13 protein-coding genes are annotated in these 15,298 nt (G+C 45.8%); 1 reads left to right on the top strand and 12 read right to left on the bottom strand.

Annotation, left to right across the window (positions count from 1 at the left end):
- Positions 1-103: 103 nt before the first annotated feature.
- From GO493_RS25125 to GO493_RS25090, 8 genes are all read right to left on the bottom strand, one after another.
- Positions 104-2,239, bottom strand: a complete 2,136-nt coding sequence (locus GO493_RS25125; protein ID WP_157308990.1) for a S9 family peptidase — start codon at positions 2,237-2,239, stop codon at positions 104-106.
- 38 nt (positions 2,240-2,277) lie between these two features.
- Positions 2,278-3,663, bottom strand: a complete 1,386-nt coding sequence (locus GO493_RS25120) for a Gfo/Idh/MocA family protein (RefSeq protein WP_157308989.1) — start codon at positions 3,661-3,663, stop codon at positions 2,278-2,280.
- A 129-nt stretch (positions 3,664-3,792) separates the two neighbouring features.
- A complete protein-coding gene (locus tag GO493_RS25115; protein WP_157308988.1) occupies positions 3,793-4,557 on the bottom strand; it encodes a succinate dehydrogenase/fumarate reductase iron-sulfur subunit in 765 nt (254 codons plus the stop codon).
- A 29-nt stretch (positions 4,558-4,586) separates the two neighbouring features.
- Positions 4,587-6,560: a fumarate reductase/succinate dehydrogenase flavoprotein subunit gene (locus tag GO493_RS25110; RefSeq protein WP_157308987.1), complete on the bottom strand. Its 1,974-nt coding sequence runs from the start codon at positions 6,558-6,560 to the stop codon at positions 4,587-4,589.
- Between the two features lie 18 nt (positions 6,561-6,578).
- Entirely contained in the window at positions 6,579-7,256 is a 678-nt protein-coding gene (locus GO493_RS25105) for a succinate dehydrogenase cytochrome b subunit (RefSeq protein WP_157308986.1), read from the bottom strand.
- A 184-nt stretch (positions 7,257-7,440) separates the two neighbouring features.
- Positions 7,441-8,004 (bottom strand): hypothetical protein, encoded by a 564-nt coding sequence (locus GO493_RS25100; protein WP_157308985.1) that lies wholly within the window; start codon positions 8,002-8,004, stop codon positions 7,441-7,443.
- A 96-nt stretch (positions 8,005-8,100) separates the two neighbouring features.
- Positions 8,101-8,913: an N-acetylmuramic acid 6-phosphate etherase gene (murQ, locus tag GO493_RS25095; protein WP_157308984.1), complete on the bottom strand. Its 813-nt coding sequence runs from the start codon at positions 8,911-8,913 to the stop codon at positions 8,101-8,103.
- A gap of 16 nt (positions 8,914-8,929) precedes the next feature.
- Positions 8,930-9,772 (bottom strand): N-acetylglucosamine kinase, encoded by an 843-nt coding sequence (locus GO493_RS25090; protein WP_157308983.1) that lies wholly within the window; start codon positions 9,770-9,772, stop codon positions 8,930-8,932.
- A 104-nt stretch (positions 9,773-9,876) separates the two neighbouring features.
- Here GO493_RS25090 and GO493_RS25085 point away from each other — a divergent pair, with 104 nt between their 5' ends.
- Positions 9,877-11,490, top strand: coding sequence for a S41 family peptidase (locus tag GO493_RS25085; RefSeq protein WP_232539053.1), 1,614 nt, complete (start codon positions 9,877-9,879; stop codon positions 11,488-11,490).
- Positions 11,491-11,590: 100 nt separating this feature from the next.
- Here the strand turns inward: GO493_RS25085 and GO493_RS25080 are convergent, their stop codons facing one another.
- From GO493_RS25080 to der, 4 genes are all read right to left on the bottom strand, one after another.
- Positions 11,591-12,079 carry a hypothetical protein gene (locus GO493_RS25080; protein ID WP_157308981.1) on the bottom strand — a complete coding sequence of 163 codons (489 nt, stop codon included), beginning with the start codon at positions 12,077-12,079 and terminating at the stop codon, positions 11,591-11,593.
- 6 nt (positions 12,080-12,085) lie between these two features.
- On the bottom strand, positions 12,086-13,396 hold the full coding sequence (locus tag GO493_RS25075; protein WP_157308980.1) for a hypothetical protein: 1,311 nt from the start codon (positions 13,394-13,396) through the stop codon (positions 12,086-12,088).
- A 249-nt stretch (positions 13,397-13,645) separates the two neighbouring features.
- Complete coding sequence (locus GO493_RS25070) at positions 13,646-13,867, bottom strand: hypothetical protein (RefSeq protein WP_157308979.1); 222 nt, start codon at positions 13,865-13,867, stop codon at positions 13,646-13,648.
- Positions 13,868-13,945: 78 nt separating this feature from the next.
- Positions 13,946-15,271 (bottom strand): ribosome biogenesis GTPase Der, encoded by a 1,326-nt coding sequence (gene der / locus GO493_RS25065; RefSeq protein ID WP_157308978.1) that lies wholly within the window; start codon positions 15,269-15,271, stop codon positions 13,946-13,948.
- Positions 15,272-15,298: the final 27 nt, after the last annotated feature.

Raw genomic sequence — 15,298 nt, 5'->3', positions numbered from 1 at the left:
CATTTTTTTTATGGGGGGATTTGGCCTGCGGCCGACTATATTTTAAGAAAAAGATTTAGCCTACCGCTTTTTTGAATGAAGGCATTTGGCCTGCGGCCAGTAATTATTTCTCTTCAAGTCCTAACAGGAACGCATATTGCAAAGCAACGTCTTCCAGCGGCTTAAACCTGCCGGAAGCCCCGCCATGGCCTGCTTCCATATTGGTATGCAGCAGCAGTAAATTCTTATCTGTTTTCAGCTCACGCAGTTTAGCCACCCATTTTGCCGGCTCCCAGTACTGTACCTGTGAATCGTGCAGGCCGGTAGTAACAAGCATGTTCGGATAGGCATGCGCTTTTACATTATCGTACGGGGAGTATTGCTTCATGTACTCATAAGAATCCTTGTTCTTTGGATTGCCCCACTCATCAAATTCTCCCGTGGTCAAAGGGATACTTTCATCCAGCATGGTGGTCAGCACATCTACAAAAGGTACCGCAGCCACTACGCCTTTCCATAATCCCGGACGCATATTCACTACCGCGCCCATAAGCAATCCGCCAGCGCTGCCACCCATAGCATACAGGTGAGAGCTGTCAGTATAATGCTGCGCTACCAGGTAATCAGCACAATCAATGAAGTCAGTAAAAGTGTTCATCTTTTTGAACAGCTTTCCATCTTCATACCATTGCCTTCCCATTTCCTCACCACCCCTGATATGAGCTATTGCATAGGCAAAGCCCCTGTCCAGCAGACTGAGACGGTTACTGTTGAAACCGGGTTCCACACTGAAACCATAAGAGCCATAGCCATACAGTAACAGCGGCTTTTTACCGTTCTTCTCAAAACCTTTTTTATATACTATGGAAACAGGTACTTTCACGCCGTCCCTTGCTGTAACGTACAGTCTTTCTGTTACATAATCCTTCGGATCATAACCTCCCAGCACTTCCTGCCTTTTACGCAGTTCATTTGTTTTTGCATCCATGTCATAATCATACGTGGATACGGGAGTTGTCATGGAAGCGTAGGTGTAACGCAGCGTTTTTGTATCAAATTCAGGATTTACGGAGATAGACGCTACATAAGCAGGTTCTTCAAAATGCAGATAGTGATCTGCCTTTGTGCGGGTATTGATAACACGCAGCTGTGTCAGCCCGTTCTTCCTTTCACTGAGCACCAGGTGTTCGCGGAACAATTCTATGCCCTGCAGCAGCACATCTGTACGGTGAGGGATGACCTCTTTCCAGTTACTCCGCTCTGTTTTATCCTGTGGGCATTGCATAAGGCGGAAGTTCACCGCTTCCCAGTTGGTAACGATGTAGAACTGGTTATCCTGGTGATCTATATCGTAGAGCATGTCTTTCTGCCTGGGCTGGAAAACGCGGAAAGCATCATCAGGTTTAGACGCATCCAGTACGCGGAACTCGGAAGATAAAGTACTGCTGCTTTCTATCATGATGAACTTACCGGATTTGCTGCGGTAGGTCCTGGTAGTATAGGTTTCATCCTTCTCTGTAAAGATATCTTTGTCTTTCGCGGCATCCGTACCTGCCGTATGGCGTTTAATACGTTCTTCCCTGAGTGTTACGGGATTTTTCACCGTATAGAAGAAGGTCTTATTATCACTTGCCCATGCTACGCTACCGGAAGTTTCGGCTATGGTTTCCGGCAACAGTTCTCCTGTTTGCAGGTTTTTGATATAGATAGTGTATTTACGGCGGCTTACCGTATCAACACCATAAGCCAGCCACAGACCGTCAGGGCTTACTGTAAGGCCGCCTACCTGGTAATAGTCATGCCCCAGAGCCAGTACATTCACATCCAGGATGATCTCTTCAGTAGCTTCCAGGCTGCCTTTCTTGCGGCAGTACACCGGGTACTCCTTTCCCTGCGTATAACGGGTGTAGTAATAGTATCCTTCTTTGAGATAAGGTACGCTTGCATCTGTTTCCATGATACGGCCGCGCATTTCGTCGTACAGCTTTTGCCGTAGTTTGGCAAACGGCTTCATAATGGTGTCCAGGTAAGCGTTTTCTGCTTTCAGGTAACTGATGACACGCGGATCGTTCCTGTCGTTCATCCAATAGTACTTATCTATCCTGGTATCTCCGTGAATGGTCATTGCGGTATCTATCTGTTCCGCAACGGGTGGTTTTATTGTTGATATAACTTCTTCCGGCATCTTCTTATTATTTTCCTTACAGGCAAACAGGCCCATGCCTGACAACATTATGCAAAATGCAGCGGCTCTTCTCATAGGTGACAAATTGATGCTACGAATGTAATGTTATCCTGTTAGACAATCTGCATTTTTTCTGCATCCCATTTAAGCGGTTCCCGGCGGAAATAGCTTTCGTTGGTAAGCAGCGCCGGACCGGCTGCACGCAATCCGAAGGAAGCATCTTCCACAACGGGTTTGCCACTACGCATGGATTCAAAGAAATTGATGAAATGGTCCAGCCGGGAATCATAACCCTGCGGAGCCCTGTAACTATTCTCTGATACCTGTGCAGGCTTTCTTTGTTCATCCGTATATTTTGCGTTGTATTGCTTTACAAATGTTTCCTGCATGTCTTTGGTGAAGGTGTTGTAGGTATCCCATCCTCCATAGCCTGGTGCTTCCGGCAGCCGGTGCTTTTTGATACGGAAGTCTTCCCATCCCAGTTCCATCACACCTTCTGTACCAATGAGGCGGGTATATTCCCCTCCCCCGCTGCCATCTGCGAAGTTGACGCGTAAGGTCATCTGAAAAGCCGGATGCTGTTTGGTTTCAGGGTAATCGAAAATGGCTACCACTACATCGGGTACATCCCTTCCATCTTTCCATTGTACCAGGTTACCACTGGCATAAACGCGTTCCGGTCCGAGAGAGCCGGTAATAAAATGCAGGCCGGATATCAGGTGTACGAACAGATCTCCCGGAATACCGGTACCATAGGCCCTGTAGTTGCGCCAGCGGAAGAAACGTACGGGATCGAAGGGGACTTTGGCAGTATCTTTCAGGAAGGCATCAAAATCAAGTGTTTGCGGGGAGGCATCAGGAGGTATGGAGTATTGCCATGCGCCCAGGGCATCGTGGCGGTCCATACGGGCCTCAACAACGTTGAGCCGGCCTATCTCTCCTGCCAGGTAACGTTTGCGGGCTTCTGCCAGGGAAACGCTGCTTACACGCTGGCTCCCTACCTGGAATACGGCTTTGGTCCGTTGCTGAGTGGCTATTACCTTATGCCCTTCTGCTATCTGCTGTACCATAGGCTTTTCACAGTACACGGCCTTGCCTTTTTCCATGGCGTCTATAGAGATAGTATCATGCCAGTGGTCAGGTGTGGCTACTATCACGGCATCTATATCTTTCCTGTTGAGCAGTTCCCGGTAATCGCGCGTGGTGAAGATATTATTGCCGTAAACTTCTTTTACTTTGGCCAGGTGACCGTCGTAAAGGTCTGCAGCGGCTACGAATTCCACACCGGGTACTTTCAGGGCGGTCTGTACATCGCCAAAGCCCATAATGCCCATGCCTATACAGCCAATGCGGATCTTATCGTTGGCAGAGATGCGGGTAACGGGTTGAAGGATGTGTGCATGTTCCATGCTCATTGCAGCGAGGGGACCTGCTCCCAATATAGCTGCGGTTGTACCTCCCAGGTTACGGAGGAATTTTCTTCTGGAGTGATTGGACATAACGTAGATGGGTTTGTAAACAAGATACAAAAAAATAAAGAGCGGCAATTGCTCTAAAAAAAGAGGGTTTTGCCTTCGGCAAAACCCTCTTTTTAGTGATGTTTAGCTAGCCTGTGGCCAGCCAGATAATTATTTCTCGTACGTAAAACCGGCAGCGATAAACTCACGGTTCAGACGTGCAATATTTGTCAGAGAGATCTCTTTCGGACATTCAGCTTCACAGGCGCCGGTATTGGTACAGCTACCAAAACCTTCCTTATCCATCTGAGCCAGCATATTCAGTACCCTTGTTTTCTTTTCAGGCTGTCCCTGAGGCAGTAATGCCAGCTGGGAAACTTTAGCAGAAACGAAGAGCATAGCAGAAGAGTTCTTACAAGCCGCTACGCAGGCGCCGCAACCGATACATGCTGCTGCTGCGAAAGCCTCATCAGCTTTATCTTTCGGGATCAGGATGCTGTTAGCGTCCTGGGCGTTGCCAGTATTTACAGAAACGAAACCACCAGCTTCTATGATACGGTCAAATGCGCCCCTGTCTACGGTCAGGTCTCTCACAACAGGGAAAGAACCGGCTCTCCAGGGTTCAACGGTGATGGTATCACCGTCTTTGAACGCACGCATGTGCAGCTGACAGGTAGTAGTACCCTGCCATGGGCCATGTGCACGACCGTTAATATGCATGGAACACATACCGCAGATACCTTCGCGGCAATCGTGGTCAAACGCTATCGGATCTTTACCTTCATTGATCAGGCGCTCGTTCAGCACGTCAAACATTTCCAGGAATGACATTTCGGAGGAAATGCCGGGCACCTGGTAAGTTTCAAAATTTCCCTGAGCGTCTTTATTTTTTTGTCTCCACACTTTCAGTGTGAGATTCATATTATAATGTTCCATATCAGTTGGACTATTATTGTTCTTGAATATTATTTGTAGCTACGCTGTGTTGGTTTACATTCAACAAATTCCAGCATTTCTTTATGCAGCTCGAACTGGCTCTCACCTTTATATTCCCATGCAGCTACGTAGCTAAAGTTTTCGTCATCGCGTTGTGCTTCACCATCTTCGGTCTGTGATTCTTCACGGAAGTGGCCACCACAGGATTCACGGCGGTTCAGGGCATCTACGCACATCAGCTCACCCAGTTCCAGGAAGTCAGCCACACGACCGGCTTTTTCCAGTTCGGGGTTGAACTCGTTGGCTTCACCCGGAATGCGTACATCTTTCCAGAATTCAGCGCGCAGCTGCTGGATTTCTTTGATGGCTTCTTTCAGACCGGCTTCGTTACGGGCCATACCGCATTTATCCCACATGATCTTACCCAGTTTCTTGTGGAAGTGGTCTACAGATTTAGTACCCTTGATGCTCATCAGTTTATTGATAGTATCCTGTACATTCTTCTCTGCTTCAACGAAAGCAGGATGGTCTGTAGAGATAGCTTTGGTGCGGATATCGTCTGCCAGGTAGTTACCCAGGGTGTAAGGAATAACGAAGTAACCGTCTGCCAGGCCCTGCATGAGCGCCGAAGCACCCAGGCGGTTAGCGCCGTGATCAGAGAAGTTAGCTTCACCCAGTGCATACAGGCCGGTGATGGAGGTCATCAGTTCATAATCCACCCAGAGACCGCCCATGGTATAGTGTACTGCAGGATATATCCTCATGGGCACTTCATATGGGTTTTCGCCGGTGATCTTGGCGTACATATCGAAGAGGTTACCGTATTTCTCGGCTACTACTTCTTTACCCAGTTTGCGAACAGTTTCTGCGTCAGGGTTAGCGATCTGCCTTTTACCGGCTTCGATCTTACCATAACGTTCTATTGCTGCGGCATAATCCAGGTATACTGCCTGCCTGGAGCTGCCTACGCCGTAGCCGGCGTCGCATCTTTCCTTGGCAGCGCGGGAAGCCACGTCACGTGGTACCAGGTTACCGAAGGCAGGATATCTTCTTTCCAGGTAATAGTCCCTTTCATCTTCAGGGATATCGGCTGGTTTGCGGTTATCGTTCTGTTTTTTAGGCACCCAGATACGTCCGTCGTTACGCAGTGATTCAGACATCAGTGTCAGTTTGGACTGATGATCGCCGGAAACGGGGATACAGGTAGGGTGTATCTGCGTATAGCAGGGATTGCCGAAGAAAGCGCCTTTGCGGGTAGCTTTCCAGGCGGCTGTAACGTTAGAGCCCATTGCGTTGGTAGACAGGTAGAACACGTTACCATAACCACCGCTGCAGAGCAGTACGGCGTGGCCGAAGTGACGTTCCAGTTTACCGGTAATGAGATCGCGGGCAATGATACCACGGGCTTTACCGTCTACGATCACTACGTCCAGCATTTCATGGCGGTTGTACATTTTCACGTTACCCAGGGCTACCTGGCGCTCCAGTGCGGAGTATGCGCCTAACAGCAGCTGCTGACCGGTCTGACCGGCAGCGTAAAAGGTACGCTGTACCTGTGTACCACCAAAAGAGCGGTTGCTGAGCAATCCGCCATATTCGCGCGCAAAGGGAACACCCTGTGCCACGCATTGGTCTATAATATTGCCACTTACCTCAGCCAGGCGATGCACGTTTGCTTCGCGGGCGCGGTAGTCGCCACCTTTTACAGTATCATAGAACAGACGGAACACTGAGTCACCGTCGTTCTGGTAGTTCTTAGCAGCATTGATACCACCCTGCGCAGCAATACTGTGCGCACGGCGCGGACTGTCCTGGAAACAGAAAGCTTTTACTTTATAGCCTAACTCTCCCAAAGATGCAGCGGCAGAAGCCCCTGCCAGACCGGTACCTACTATGATCACCTCCATGTTGCGCTTGTTAGCCGGGTTCACCAGCTTACAATGCCCCTTATAATATTCCCATTTATCGTTTAATGAACCGGCAGGAATTTTTGAGTTCAACATATACTTACTTTACTGAGATTATTTGAAATAGATAACTAAGGGAATGATGGCAAAGCCAACAGGGATGATGATCCCGAACACCCATACGCCTATAAAATTGATAAGGCCGTTGTACTTAACGTGATTGAGACCGAAGGTCTGGAAAGCACTCTTGAAACCGTGGATCAGGTGGAAAGAAAGCCCGATCATGCCTATCACATATAGGATCACTACCCATAATTCCTTGAATGCCTCATTGGTAGCCAGGTACAGGTCCTTGTAAGTCTCGCCTTTATAAGTAGCTTCAGGCAGTTCTCCATAGTGCATTCTCCACCAGAAATCTTTCAGGTGAATGATCAGGAAAACCAGCAGGATACTCCCCATAATAGCCATCTGGCGGCTAAACCAGGAAGATGTCTGGTTACCGGGATTGATAGCATACTTTACCGGACGTGCTGCCCTGTTTTTGAATGTAAGCTGTAAGGCAATAAACGCATGCAGGAGAATAACAACCTTCAGACCCCAGGCAATAAACTGGATCAGGCTGTTGTGGCTCATGAATGTGGCATACACGTTAAAAGCCTCGCCTCCATCGTTGTAGAGTAACTGAATATTACCTGCCAGATGCACTATAACAAAGCTGCAAAGAAAAAGGCCGGTAGCACCCACTAATAATTTTTTACCGATAGAGGTATTAAAGAACTGTGACCACTTCATAAGTAAAATTCTAAGCTTCCTAAAAGATAAAAAAGATAAATATGATGATATTTCCGATATATCGCGCAAATTTAGCGCAGGAAAAATTAAATCCAAATGATATTTCTCAGTTTTTGAGACATTAAAAGGCCGGGAGACCACTATTTGTCCCTGTTTTTCCGTGGAATGAAACACCTGGATATCACTATTCTAATCTGCGCATCATAACGTTGTCTACCATGTTGTATAGATGTTGTGGCTGATAAGTACGCCACTTTTCAATATCGAGGAGGTGTACATAATGGTCCAGATGCGCCCGCTCAAATTCCTGCCTGGTCTGTTCCGGCATATTGAGGCTTACTATCCAGCCTCCGTCATCACGGATATCGTCCCACCACTCTTCATAATAGCAATCGTCTGAGGAGTGAAAGTTCATTACATTCTCAGTGATCAGTATAAATTTATTGATACCGTTGGAGATCATGATATCTATCACATCTCTTTTCAGTGTCATGATATCATTCTCGATACAGTCATTCCACTCTCCCAGTACTTCTATGATGGCGAAATTGAACTGGTAATCTGAAAAAAGGATCTTCAGATAAAGGTTACGGGAACCGAATTCGTCCCACTGAGGGTGTACATAGTAATTATACACTGTATTGGTAAAGGTAAACTCGCTATATTCCCTGCCGTAGAAGGGTGACAGCTCATCATCCTCCGCTGTGTATAAATGCCGCCAGTTATAAAAGGGTTCTATATCATGCATGTCACTCTAAAAGCTAGTTCCTGGAAATGTCGTTTCTACAAATTTCGGGGGAAAACTCCAAAAATAGAAACGTGGCATTTCTGGAAAAAGTCGTAACTATACATAGTCTTCAATAGCCTTTCTCACGCTACCGGCCTTGAGCAGCAAAGCTTTTGCCTTCTCATAATCTGTCAGTGACAGTTTTTCCATCAGCATCTTCACACCTCTGTCTACCAGCTTATCATTGCTCAGCTGCATGTTCACCATTTTATTGTCCTCTACGCGGCCCAGTTGTATCATTACAGCGGTAGAGATCATGTTGAGCACCAGTTTCTGGGCAGTGCCGCTTTTCATGCGGGTGCTGCCGGTAATGAATTCCGGTCCTACCACTACTTCTATGGGGAAGTCTGCTTCGGCAGATAAGGGGGCATCGGGATTACAGCAGATACTGCCGGTTACAATACCTACCTGGCGGCACTTGTGCAGTGCACCTATTACATATGGAGTGGTGCCGCTGGCGGCGATGCCCACTACTACGTCCTTTTCTGTGATGTTACATTCCTGGAGGTCTTTCCAGCCCTGTTCCCTGTCATCTTCGGCAAACTCTACCGCTTTGCGGATAGCGGCGTCTCCTCCGGCAATCAATCCTATTACCAGCCCATGAGGTACCCCGAAAGTAGGCGGGCATTCGGAAGCATCCACAATTCCCAGTCGCCCGCTGGTGCCTGCTCCCAGGTAAAACAGCCGTCCGCCGGCCAGCATTTTATCTGTTATGGCGGTGACCAGTTTCTCTATCTGCGGCAGTACTTTCTCTACGGCTGCCGGTACGCTGTTATCTTCTTTGTTAATGTTGCTCAATACCTCCTGCACGCTCATTTTCTCCAGGTGGCGATAGCGTGACGTCTGCTCTGTTATTCTCTGAAAAGACATTTAGTTGCGGATTTGATTATTGATGATATGCCACCAGTCCTTCCATCGGACTATGCAATATCCTCCCCAGTTGCAGTTCATACAGTTCACATAACTCTTTCAGGATATCCCTGAAGTTCCAGGCAATGCTCCCGGTAAAGTGCAAAGGGTGTGTCCAGCTTTCGCTGTATTTATAAATATGATTGAAGAAAAATTCGTTCAGGCAGTCTTCCAGTATGTTCTCTATCATGTAATGGCCCCGGTTCTCTCCCAGGAACTTTGCGAACCCTGCCAGGTAGCGGTTAGGCATTGGCTTGCGGTATACATTTTCCAGTATTTCTTCGTGGCTGGTATTATACTGGGCGTCAAAACGGGCTCTCAGCTCTTCATCAAAGGAGTTGTAAAGGTAATACTGCAGGAGCTTTTTGCCCAATTGGGTGCCGGCGCCTTCGTCTCCCAGTACATAACCCAGCCCGGGATTATTCTTGGTTATCTCAGTACCATTATAAAAGCAGGAATTGGAACCGGTACCCAGGATGCTGGCTACGCCAGGCTCCCGTCCGCATAATGCCCTGGCGGCTCCCATCAGGTCATGCTTTACCTCTATTCCTGACACCGGCCAGACTGCTTTCAGGGCGCTTTCCACGATCTGTACGCTTTTCCGCTGTAAACAGCCGGTACCATAGTAGTGGATCTCGTCTATCTGCACATCCGGTGGCAGCTGGGGTAGCAACTCCTTCTCGATCAACTCCCTGATCTGCTGTGTGTCCAGGAAATAGGGACTGATACCATGCGTCTTGTAATGCCCTGTTTCCCGGGCCCCCAGTAAACACCAATCAGCCTTGGTGGATCCGCTGTCTGCGATTAGCTGTACTTTCATGTCACATCCGTTGAAGGTTGAGGTTTATTATACTATTTTTGCCACAAGTTAAATAAATAGCTACAAGTTACAAGCTACCTTGCAGCTGTTTTCAATACATGATTATGTCGAACAGGAAACTGAATGTTTTTTTGCCCATCTTATTCGCGATAGTACTGGCTTTAGGGATGTATCTCGGGCATAAAATGCCGGGAGCTAACACAGGGGCGCAAACGCTTTTATTCAGCAGAGGCGCCCGGGCTCCGTTACAGGAAGTGATGGACCTCCTGAAGTTCAAATACGTTGATACCTTGCAGGTAGCTGACCTCCAGCAGGAAGCTATTGAAGGACTGCTCAGCCACCTGGACCCTCATTCCGTATATATTCCTCCCTCCCACCTGCAGGAAGTGAATGAAGACCTGGAAGGAAGGTTCCAGGGCATAGGTGTGGAATTCAATATCATTGCCGACACTGTTAATGTAATATCTGTAGTGGCAGGCGGCCCCTCTGAAACGGCAGGGGTACAGTCAGGCGATAAGATCATTAAAGTGAACGACACCCTTGTAGCAGGCAATGGCATCTCTGCAGAAAAGATCCGTAAGCTGCTGCGCGGCCCGAAAAACTCCAAAGTACAGGTAACTATGCTGCGCAAGCAGAAAATGCTGCCTATCCAGATCATCCGCGGCGATATTCCTTTATACAGCATAGATGCCAGCTATATGGCCACTCCGCAGATCGGCTATATCAAGATCAGCAAATTTGCCGGCACCACCTACCAGGAGTTTATGGATGCTATCCGCAAACTGGAAAAGGCAGGTATGACCAAACTGGTTGTAGATCTGCGCCAGAACCCGGGAGGTTATCTTGATGCCGCTACCCGTATTGCAGATGAACTGCTGGATGACAATAAGCTGATACTTTACACTAAAGGCCAAAGCTACCCCCGTACAGATTATAAATGCGAGAAACCAGGATTGTTTGAGAAAGGAGAACTGGCCATCCTGACAGATGAAGGTTCTGCCAGCGCCAGTGAGATCCTGGCGGGAGCTGTACAGGACTGGGACCGCGGTACTATAATTGGCAGGCGGACTTTTGGTAAGGGGCTGGTGCAGGAACAGTTTGACCTGAGCAATGGCGGCGCCCTGCGACTGACAATAGCTCGTTACTATATTCCTTCCGGCAGGAGTATACAGAAGTCTTATGCCAATGGCAGAGAGGCTTATGATGAAGATATACTGAACAGGTTCAATCATGGTGAGTTTGTCAGTAAAGACAGCATACATCCGTTGGATACTGTTCCTTATAAAACTGCAGGCGGGCGGATAGTATATGGTGGCGGCGGTATCACTCCCGATATTTTCATACCTTTCGATACCAGCCGTTTCTCCAATATACTGACCGGCATGTACTCCCGTAATACTTTCAGCAACTTTGCGTACCAGTATTACAATTCACACAGGGAAGATTTCAGCCGGTATAAAGATCCTACCCAGTTCACTAACCAGTTCCAGGTAAGTAATGAGTTGTATAACAGTTATAAGAGCTTTGCGGCGAAAGATAGTATTCGGGGTATTGAAAACATTAAACCACGGGACGAAGCTGAGATCAAAAGCCGGATTAAAGCGTTGCTGGCAAGGCAGATATGGAGTTATGCAGGGTTTTACCAGTCTTTGAATAAAGATGATGAGATGATGAGGAAGGCGATTGAGGTGTTGAATAATAATACGCCGTTGAAATAATTTGAAATATTTATCTATTGAAAAGGTGTTTCCTGTCTTCCTTAAAAGAAGCAAGAAACACTTTTTCAATTAGCATTGTTCCTTCCGGTACTGATACTGCTCAGGATACTGGTTTACGAATAGTAAACTCTATAGGAGAAAGCATATAAACTTCATCTTTCAATCCTGGTATAATAAGGCCCTTTGAGAGCTCCGCAAATACATTCATAGGGGTAGTTGTTCCACAAGTCTTATCAAAGTAATATACAATAGGCAGAACAATAACATATTCCTTTTCTTCTTTTATAGCAGGAAATATTTTTCCCCAATTAGTTTGCTGATATACTGTATGTTCCTTCTCAAGGACTTCAATCAGAGCCGCCGAGCAATTTTCAGAATACAATATCTTCTCTATTTTTTTTTCTTTAAAACACACCGCAATTGATATCACTGATGGCTTGCAAGTATAGGCCTCTGCAGTAGGCAGGTAGAAATTCTTTATAAAACTCCGTTGAAAACGGGTTATCTCAGTAGAATCTTCCGAAAATACAGCCGCATTAGCCGAAAAGAGTGAACTATAGAAAAAAATTAATAAAAGTATATTTCTCATATTGAATTAATTACAAGATACTCCGGATGTTCCATTTTTATATGCCTGATTTATGCTGACTATCGAATTAGCTGCCGATGGATTAGTTCTTACTAATTCACTCCATGTATATGTATGCTGCAAGCCACCATATGCAAGTGCATTTGCATCATTTTCACTTATTGAAGGATAAAGAGATCTTACAGCAGTTGCAATCTGATCTCTGTAATACAGAGCCATTTCATCATGCTCCAGAACAGGATCAATATTCTTTGTTGCGAAATAGGCATGTAGTATCTCATGAAATATAGTCGCCGCAATGTATTCTTTCGAAGCATTCTGTAAAGCATCGATATTCAGATCAACCAGATAATTAGCCATTCCATTTGAACTGGATACGTTTGTAGTTGCATCTGTCTGTGTAGAACCATAATGAGAATCGATAAATGAAATATTTATCAAATCTGTCTGGTTAAAAGTCTGTAATAAAATTAAAGAAATAGCTGCTTGTAAATGCCCTTTGCTTATAGAGTCTACAACTTCAGAAAAACAAGGAGTATTTACTCCGTTCGTAATATCTCTGAATTCCACCCAATTATTTTCACCTACTCCCTCATACTCCGGGTCTGCATTATCTTCTGTATCAGGACCATCAGGAGGACCTCCTCCTGGATTTTCTGCTGAACCAGTCAAATCGATACAGGTTTGAATGGCATAGCTATTGGTACAACTTAATTGCTGTCCATTATAATATACACAATAATAATAATTAGTTATCCAGCAATAAGTCAGGCTTCCATAATCTGCGGCCATATAATCACCACTAGCTAATCTTACTGCATCTCCCTTATAACGCTTACCGTCAACGTACTTAAAAGATTTTAACAGCTCTCCTGACCAGCTTTCTATAAGGATACTACCCGAAAATGTTTTTTTTGCAGTAGTGATATTTTCCGGCTGTTTATAAACAACTTCTGCATGGATCTTTTGTAAAGAGTCTCTGTAAAAGACCAGAAAAGTATTTCTACGCATGTCAAACTTAGTCTTTCCATTGTCTCTACTGGCGTAGAATGGTTTGTCAAAATCAACCGGGATTACTACCAATTGTTTACCGGCTATCTGAGAGTAAGCCTTATTCCAGTCTACTTGTTTATGAACCGCATTCTTAATCCTTGCAGTAATAGGCAATACCTCCGCTTCAAAAAACTTTTTAGCATCAGCTACTGAAATCGAATTCTCTGATGATTGAAGATCTTCTTTATTACTCTCTTTTTGACAAGCCACTAAAAATAGTGTGATGAACACAGCACATAAAATGGGTAAAACAATTCTTCTCATAGGTAACAAAACACGTTAACAATTTTTTTTATACTGCAAAAACTGGCAGTTAAGGATCAAAAATAACAAAAAATAGAATTCAATATCCTTTAAGTGAATTATAAACAAAAAAACGCCATATAATAAATCAGAACAGCTAATAACTCTTAACAAAACACTTCTCAAAATAAAGGGGGCTATAGCCCCCTTTATTAAAACAAAAAACCGCCCTGTAAAACAGGACGGCTAATAATTCTTAACAAAACACAATTAGTGTTTTGCTTCAGCAGCAGGAGCAGCAGCTGTATCAGCTACCTGAGCAGCAGCAGTATCAACTGTTGCAGCAGCAGTGTCAACTGTTGCAGGAGCAGCAGCAGCAGTATCTACAGCAGATTCAGTAGCAGTAGAATCAGTAGTTGTAGTAGATGCACCACCGTTGCAAGCAACGAAGAACAGACCAGCAGCAGCTGCTAAGAAGAATAATTTTTTCATGCTTTTGTTTGTTTTAAAAGTTGCGCAAAGGTATAGTTATTTTTAATTATAGAACAATACTATATTAAAAATTCACCTTTATTTCTTTCTGAAAAACAGTTTTACAGGTACTCCTTCAAAATCGAAGTTGCTACGCAATTGATTTTCAAGATAATTTTTATACGGTTGCTTCACATCGTCCGGGAGGTTGCAGAAAAATGCAAAAGCCGGTGTGAATGTTGGCAGCTGTGTTACATACTTGATACGGACAGGAATACCTCTTACTACCGGCGGGTGATAAGATTCTATTGCCTTGAGCATCACTTCGTTCAGCTTGGAAGTAGGTACTTTGCGCTGGCGGTTCTCGTACACGCGCAGGGCTTCTTCTATAGCTTTGAAGATACGCTGCTTCTCCATTACGGAAGTAAAGATGATAGGCACATCAGAAAACGGCGCCAGGCGGCTCTTTAACTCCTTTTCATAATCACGGGCTGTATTGGTGCTCTTATCTTCTATCAGGTCCCACTTATTCACCAGCACTACCAGGCCTTTACCTTTACGGCCGGCCAGGCTGAAGATGTTGAGGTCCTGCCCTGTAATGCCTTTGGTAGCATCCAGCAGCAGCAGACATACATCCGCTTCATCCATCGCTTTGATGGCGCGGATCACGGAGTAAAATTCCAGGTCTTCCTGTACTTTTGTTTTACGGCGGATACCAGCCGTATCAATCAGTATGAAGTCCTTCTGGAACATTTTATAGTGTGTGTGAATGGTATCGCGGGTTGTACCGGGAATATCGGAAACTATGTTCCTCTCCTCTCCTATCAACGCATTCAGCAGGGATGACTTACCTACGTTAGGCTGACCAATGATCGCTATCTTGGGGATTTTCACACTTTCTTCCGTCTCTTTTTCTGCTTCTTCCTCTTCAGGTATCAGCGCCGCTACTTCATCGAGCAGTTCTCCGCCACCACTGCCGCTCATAGAAGACATGAAGAATACTTTCTCAAACCCCAGGCTGTAAAATTCTGTAGCTTCCAGCTGACGGGTGGCGTTATCTACTTTGTTCACCACCAGGAAAACCGGTTTTGAGGAACGGCGCAGCATATCAGCCATGTCTGAATCCAGGTCAGTGATGCCTGTGGCAACGTCGCACATAAATAACAGGAGGTTAGCTTCTTCCATTGCTATTTTTACCTGTTTGCGTATTTCACGCTCAAATATATCTTCACTCCTGGATACAAAACCACCGGTGTCAATTACGTTGAAAGTCTTGCCGTTCCAGTCGGCTACTCCATACTGGCGGTCGCGCGTAACGCCGCTCACATCATCCACAATGGCTTTACGCTGTTCCAGCAAACGGTTAAAAAGGGTTGATTTCCCAACGTTGGGGCGCCCTACGATTGCTACTGTAAATCCTGCCATAATCTTTTAAAAAATTAAATCGTGTTC

It is taken from the genome of Chitinophaga tropicalis (assembly GCF_009758205.1).
Classification (GTDB): domain Bacteria; phylum Bacteroidota; class Bacteroidia; order Chitinophagales; family Chitinophagaceae; genus Chitinophaga; species Chitinophaga tropicalis.
The sequence above is the reverse complement of the archived record's forward strand: the minus strand, read 5'-3'. Positions and strand labels throughout refer to the sequence as shown.

Excerpts from the sequence above, each read along its gene's own strand:
- GO493_RS25120 (WP_157308989.1), bottom strand. The coding sequence starts at position 3,663 with ATGTCCAATCACTCCAGAAGAAAATTCCTCCGTAACCTGGGAGGTACA.
- der (WP_157308978.1), bottom strand. The coding sequence starts at position 15,271 with ATGGCAGGATTTACAGTAGCAATCGTAGGGCGCCCCAACGTTGGGAAA.
- GO493_RS25080 (WP_157308981.1), bottom strand. The coding sequence starts at position 12,079 with ATGAGAAATATACTTTTATTAATTTTTTTCTATAGTTCACTCTTTTCG.
- GO493_RS25070 (WP_157308979.1), bottom strand. The coding sequence starts at position 13,867 with ATGAAAAAATTATTCTTCTTAGCAGCTGCTGCTGGTCTGTTCTTCGTT.
- GO493_RS25100 (WP_157308985.1), bottom strand. The coding sequence starts at position 8,004 with ATGCATGATATAGAACCCTTTTATAACTGGCGGCATTTATACACAGCG.
- GO493_RS25085 (WP_232539053.1), top strand. The coding sequence starts at position 9,877 with ATGTCGAACAGGAAACTGAATGTTTTTTTGCCCATCTTATTCGCGATA.
- GO493_RS25090 (WP_157308983.1), bottom strand. The coding sequence starts at position 9,772 with ATGAAAGTACAGCTAATCGCAGACAGCGGATCCACCAAGGCTGATTGG.
- GO493_RS25110 (WP_157308987.1), bottom strand. The coding sequence starts at position 6,560 with ATGTTGAACTCAAAAATTCCTGCCGGTTCATTAAACGATAAATGGGAA.
- murQ (WP_157308984.1), bottom strand. The coding sequence starts at position 8,913 with ATGTCTTTTCAGAGAATAACAGAGCAGACGTCACGCTATCGCCACCTG.
- GO493_RS25125 (WP_157308990.1), bottom strand. The coding sequence starts at position 2,239 with ATGAGAAGAGCCGCTGCATTTTGCATAATGTTGTCAGGCATGGGCCTG.
- GO493_RS25105 (WP_157308986.1), bottom strand. The coding sequence starts at position 7,256 with ATGAAGTGGTCACAGTTCTTTAATACCTCTATCGGTAAAAAATTATTA.
- GO493_RS25115 (WP_157308988.1), bottom strand. The coding sequence starts at position 4,557 with ATGGAACATTATAATATGAATCTCACACTGAAAGTGTGGAGACAAAAA.
- GO493_RS25075 (WP_157308980.1), bottom strand. The coding sequence starts at position 13,396 with ATGAGAAGAATTGTTTTACCCATTTTATGTGCTGTGTTCATCACACTA.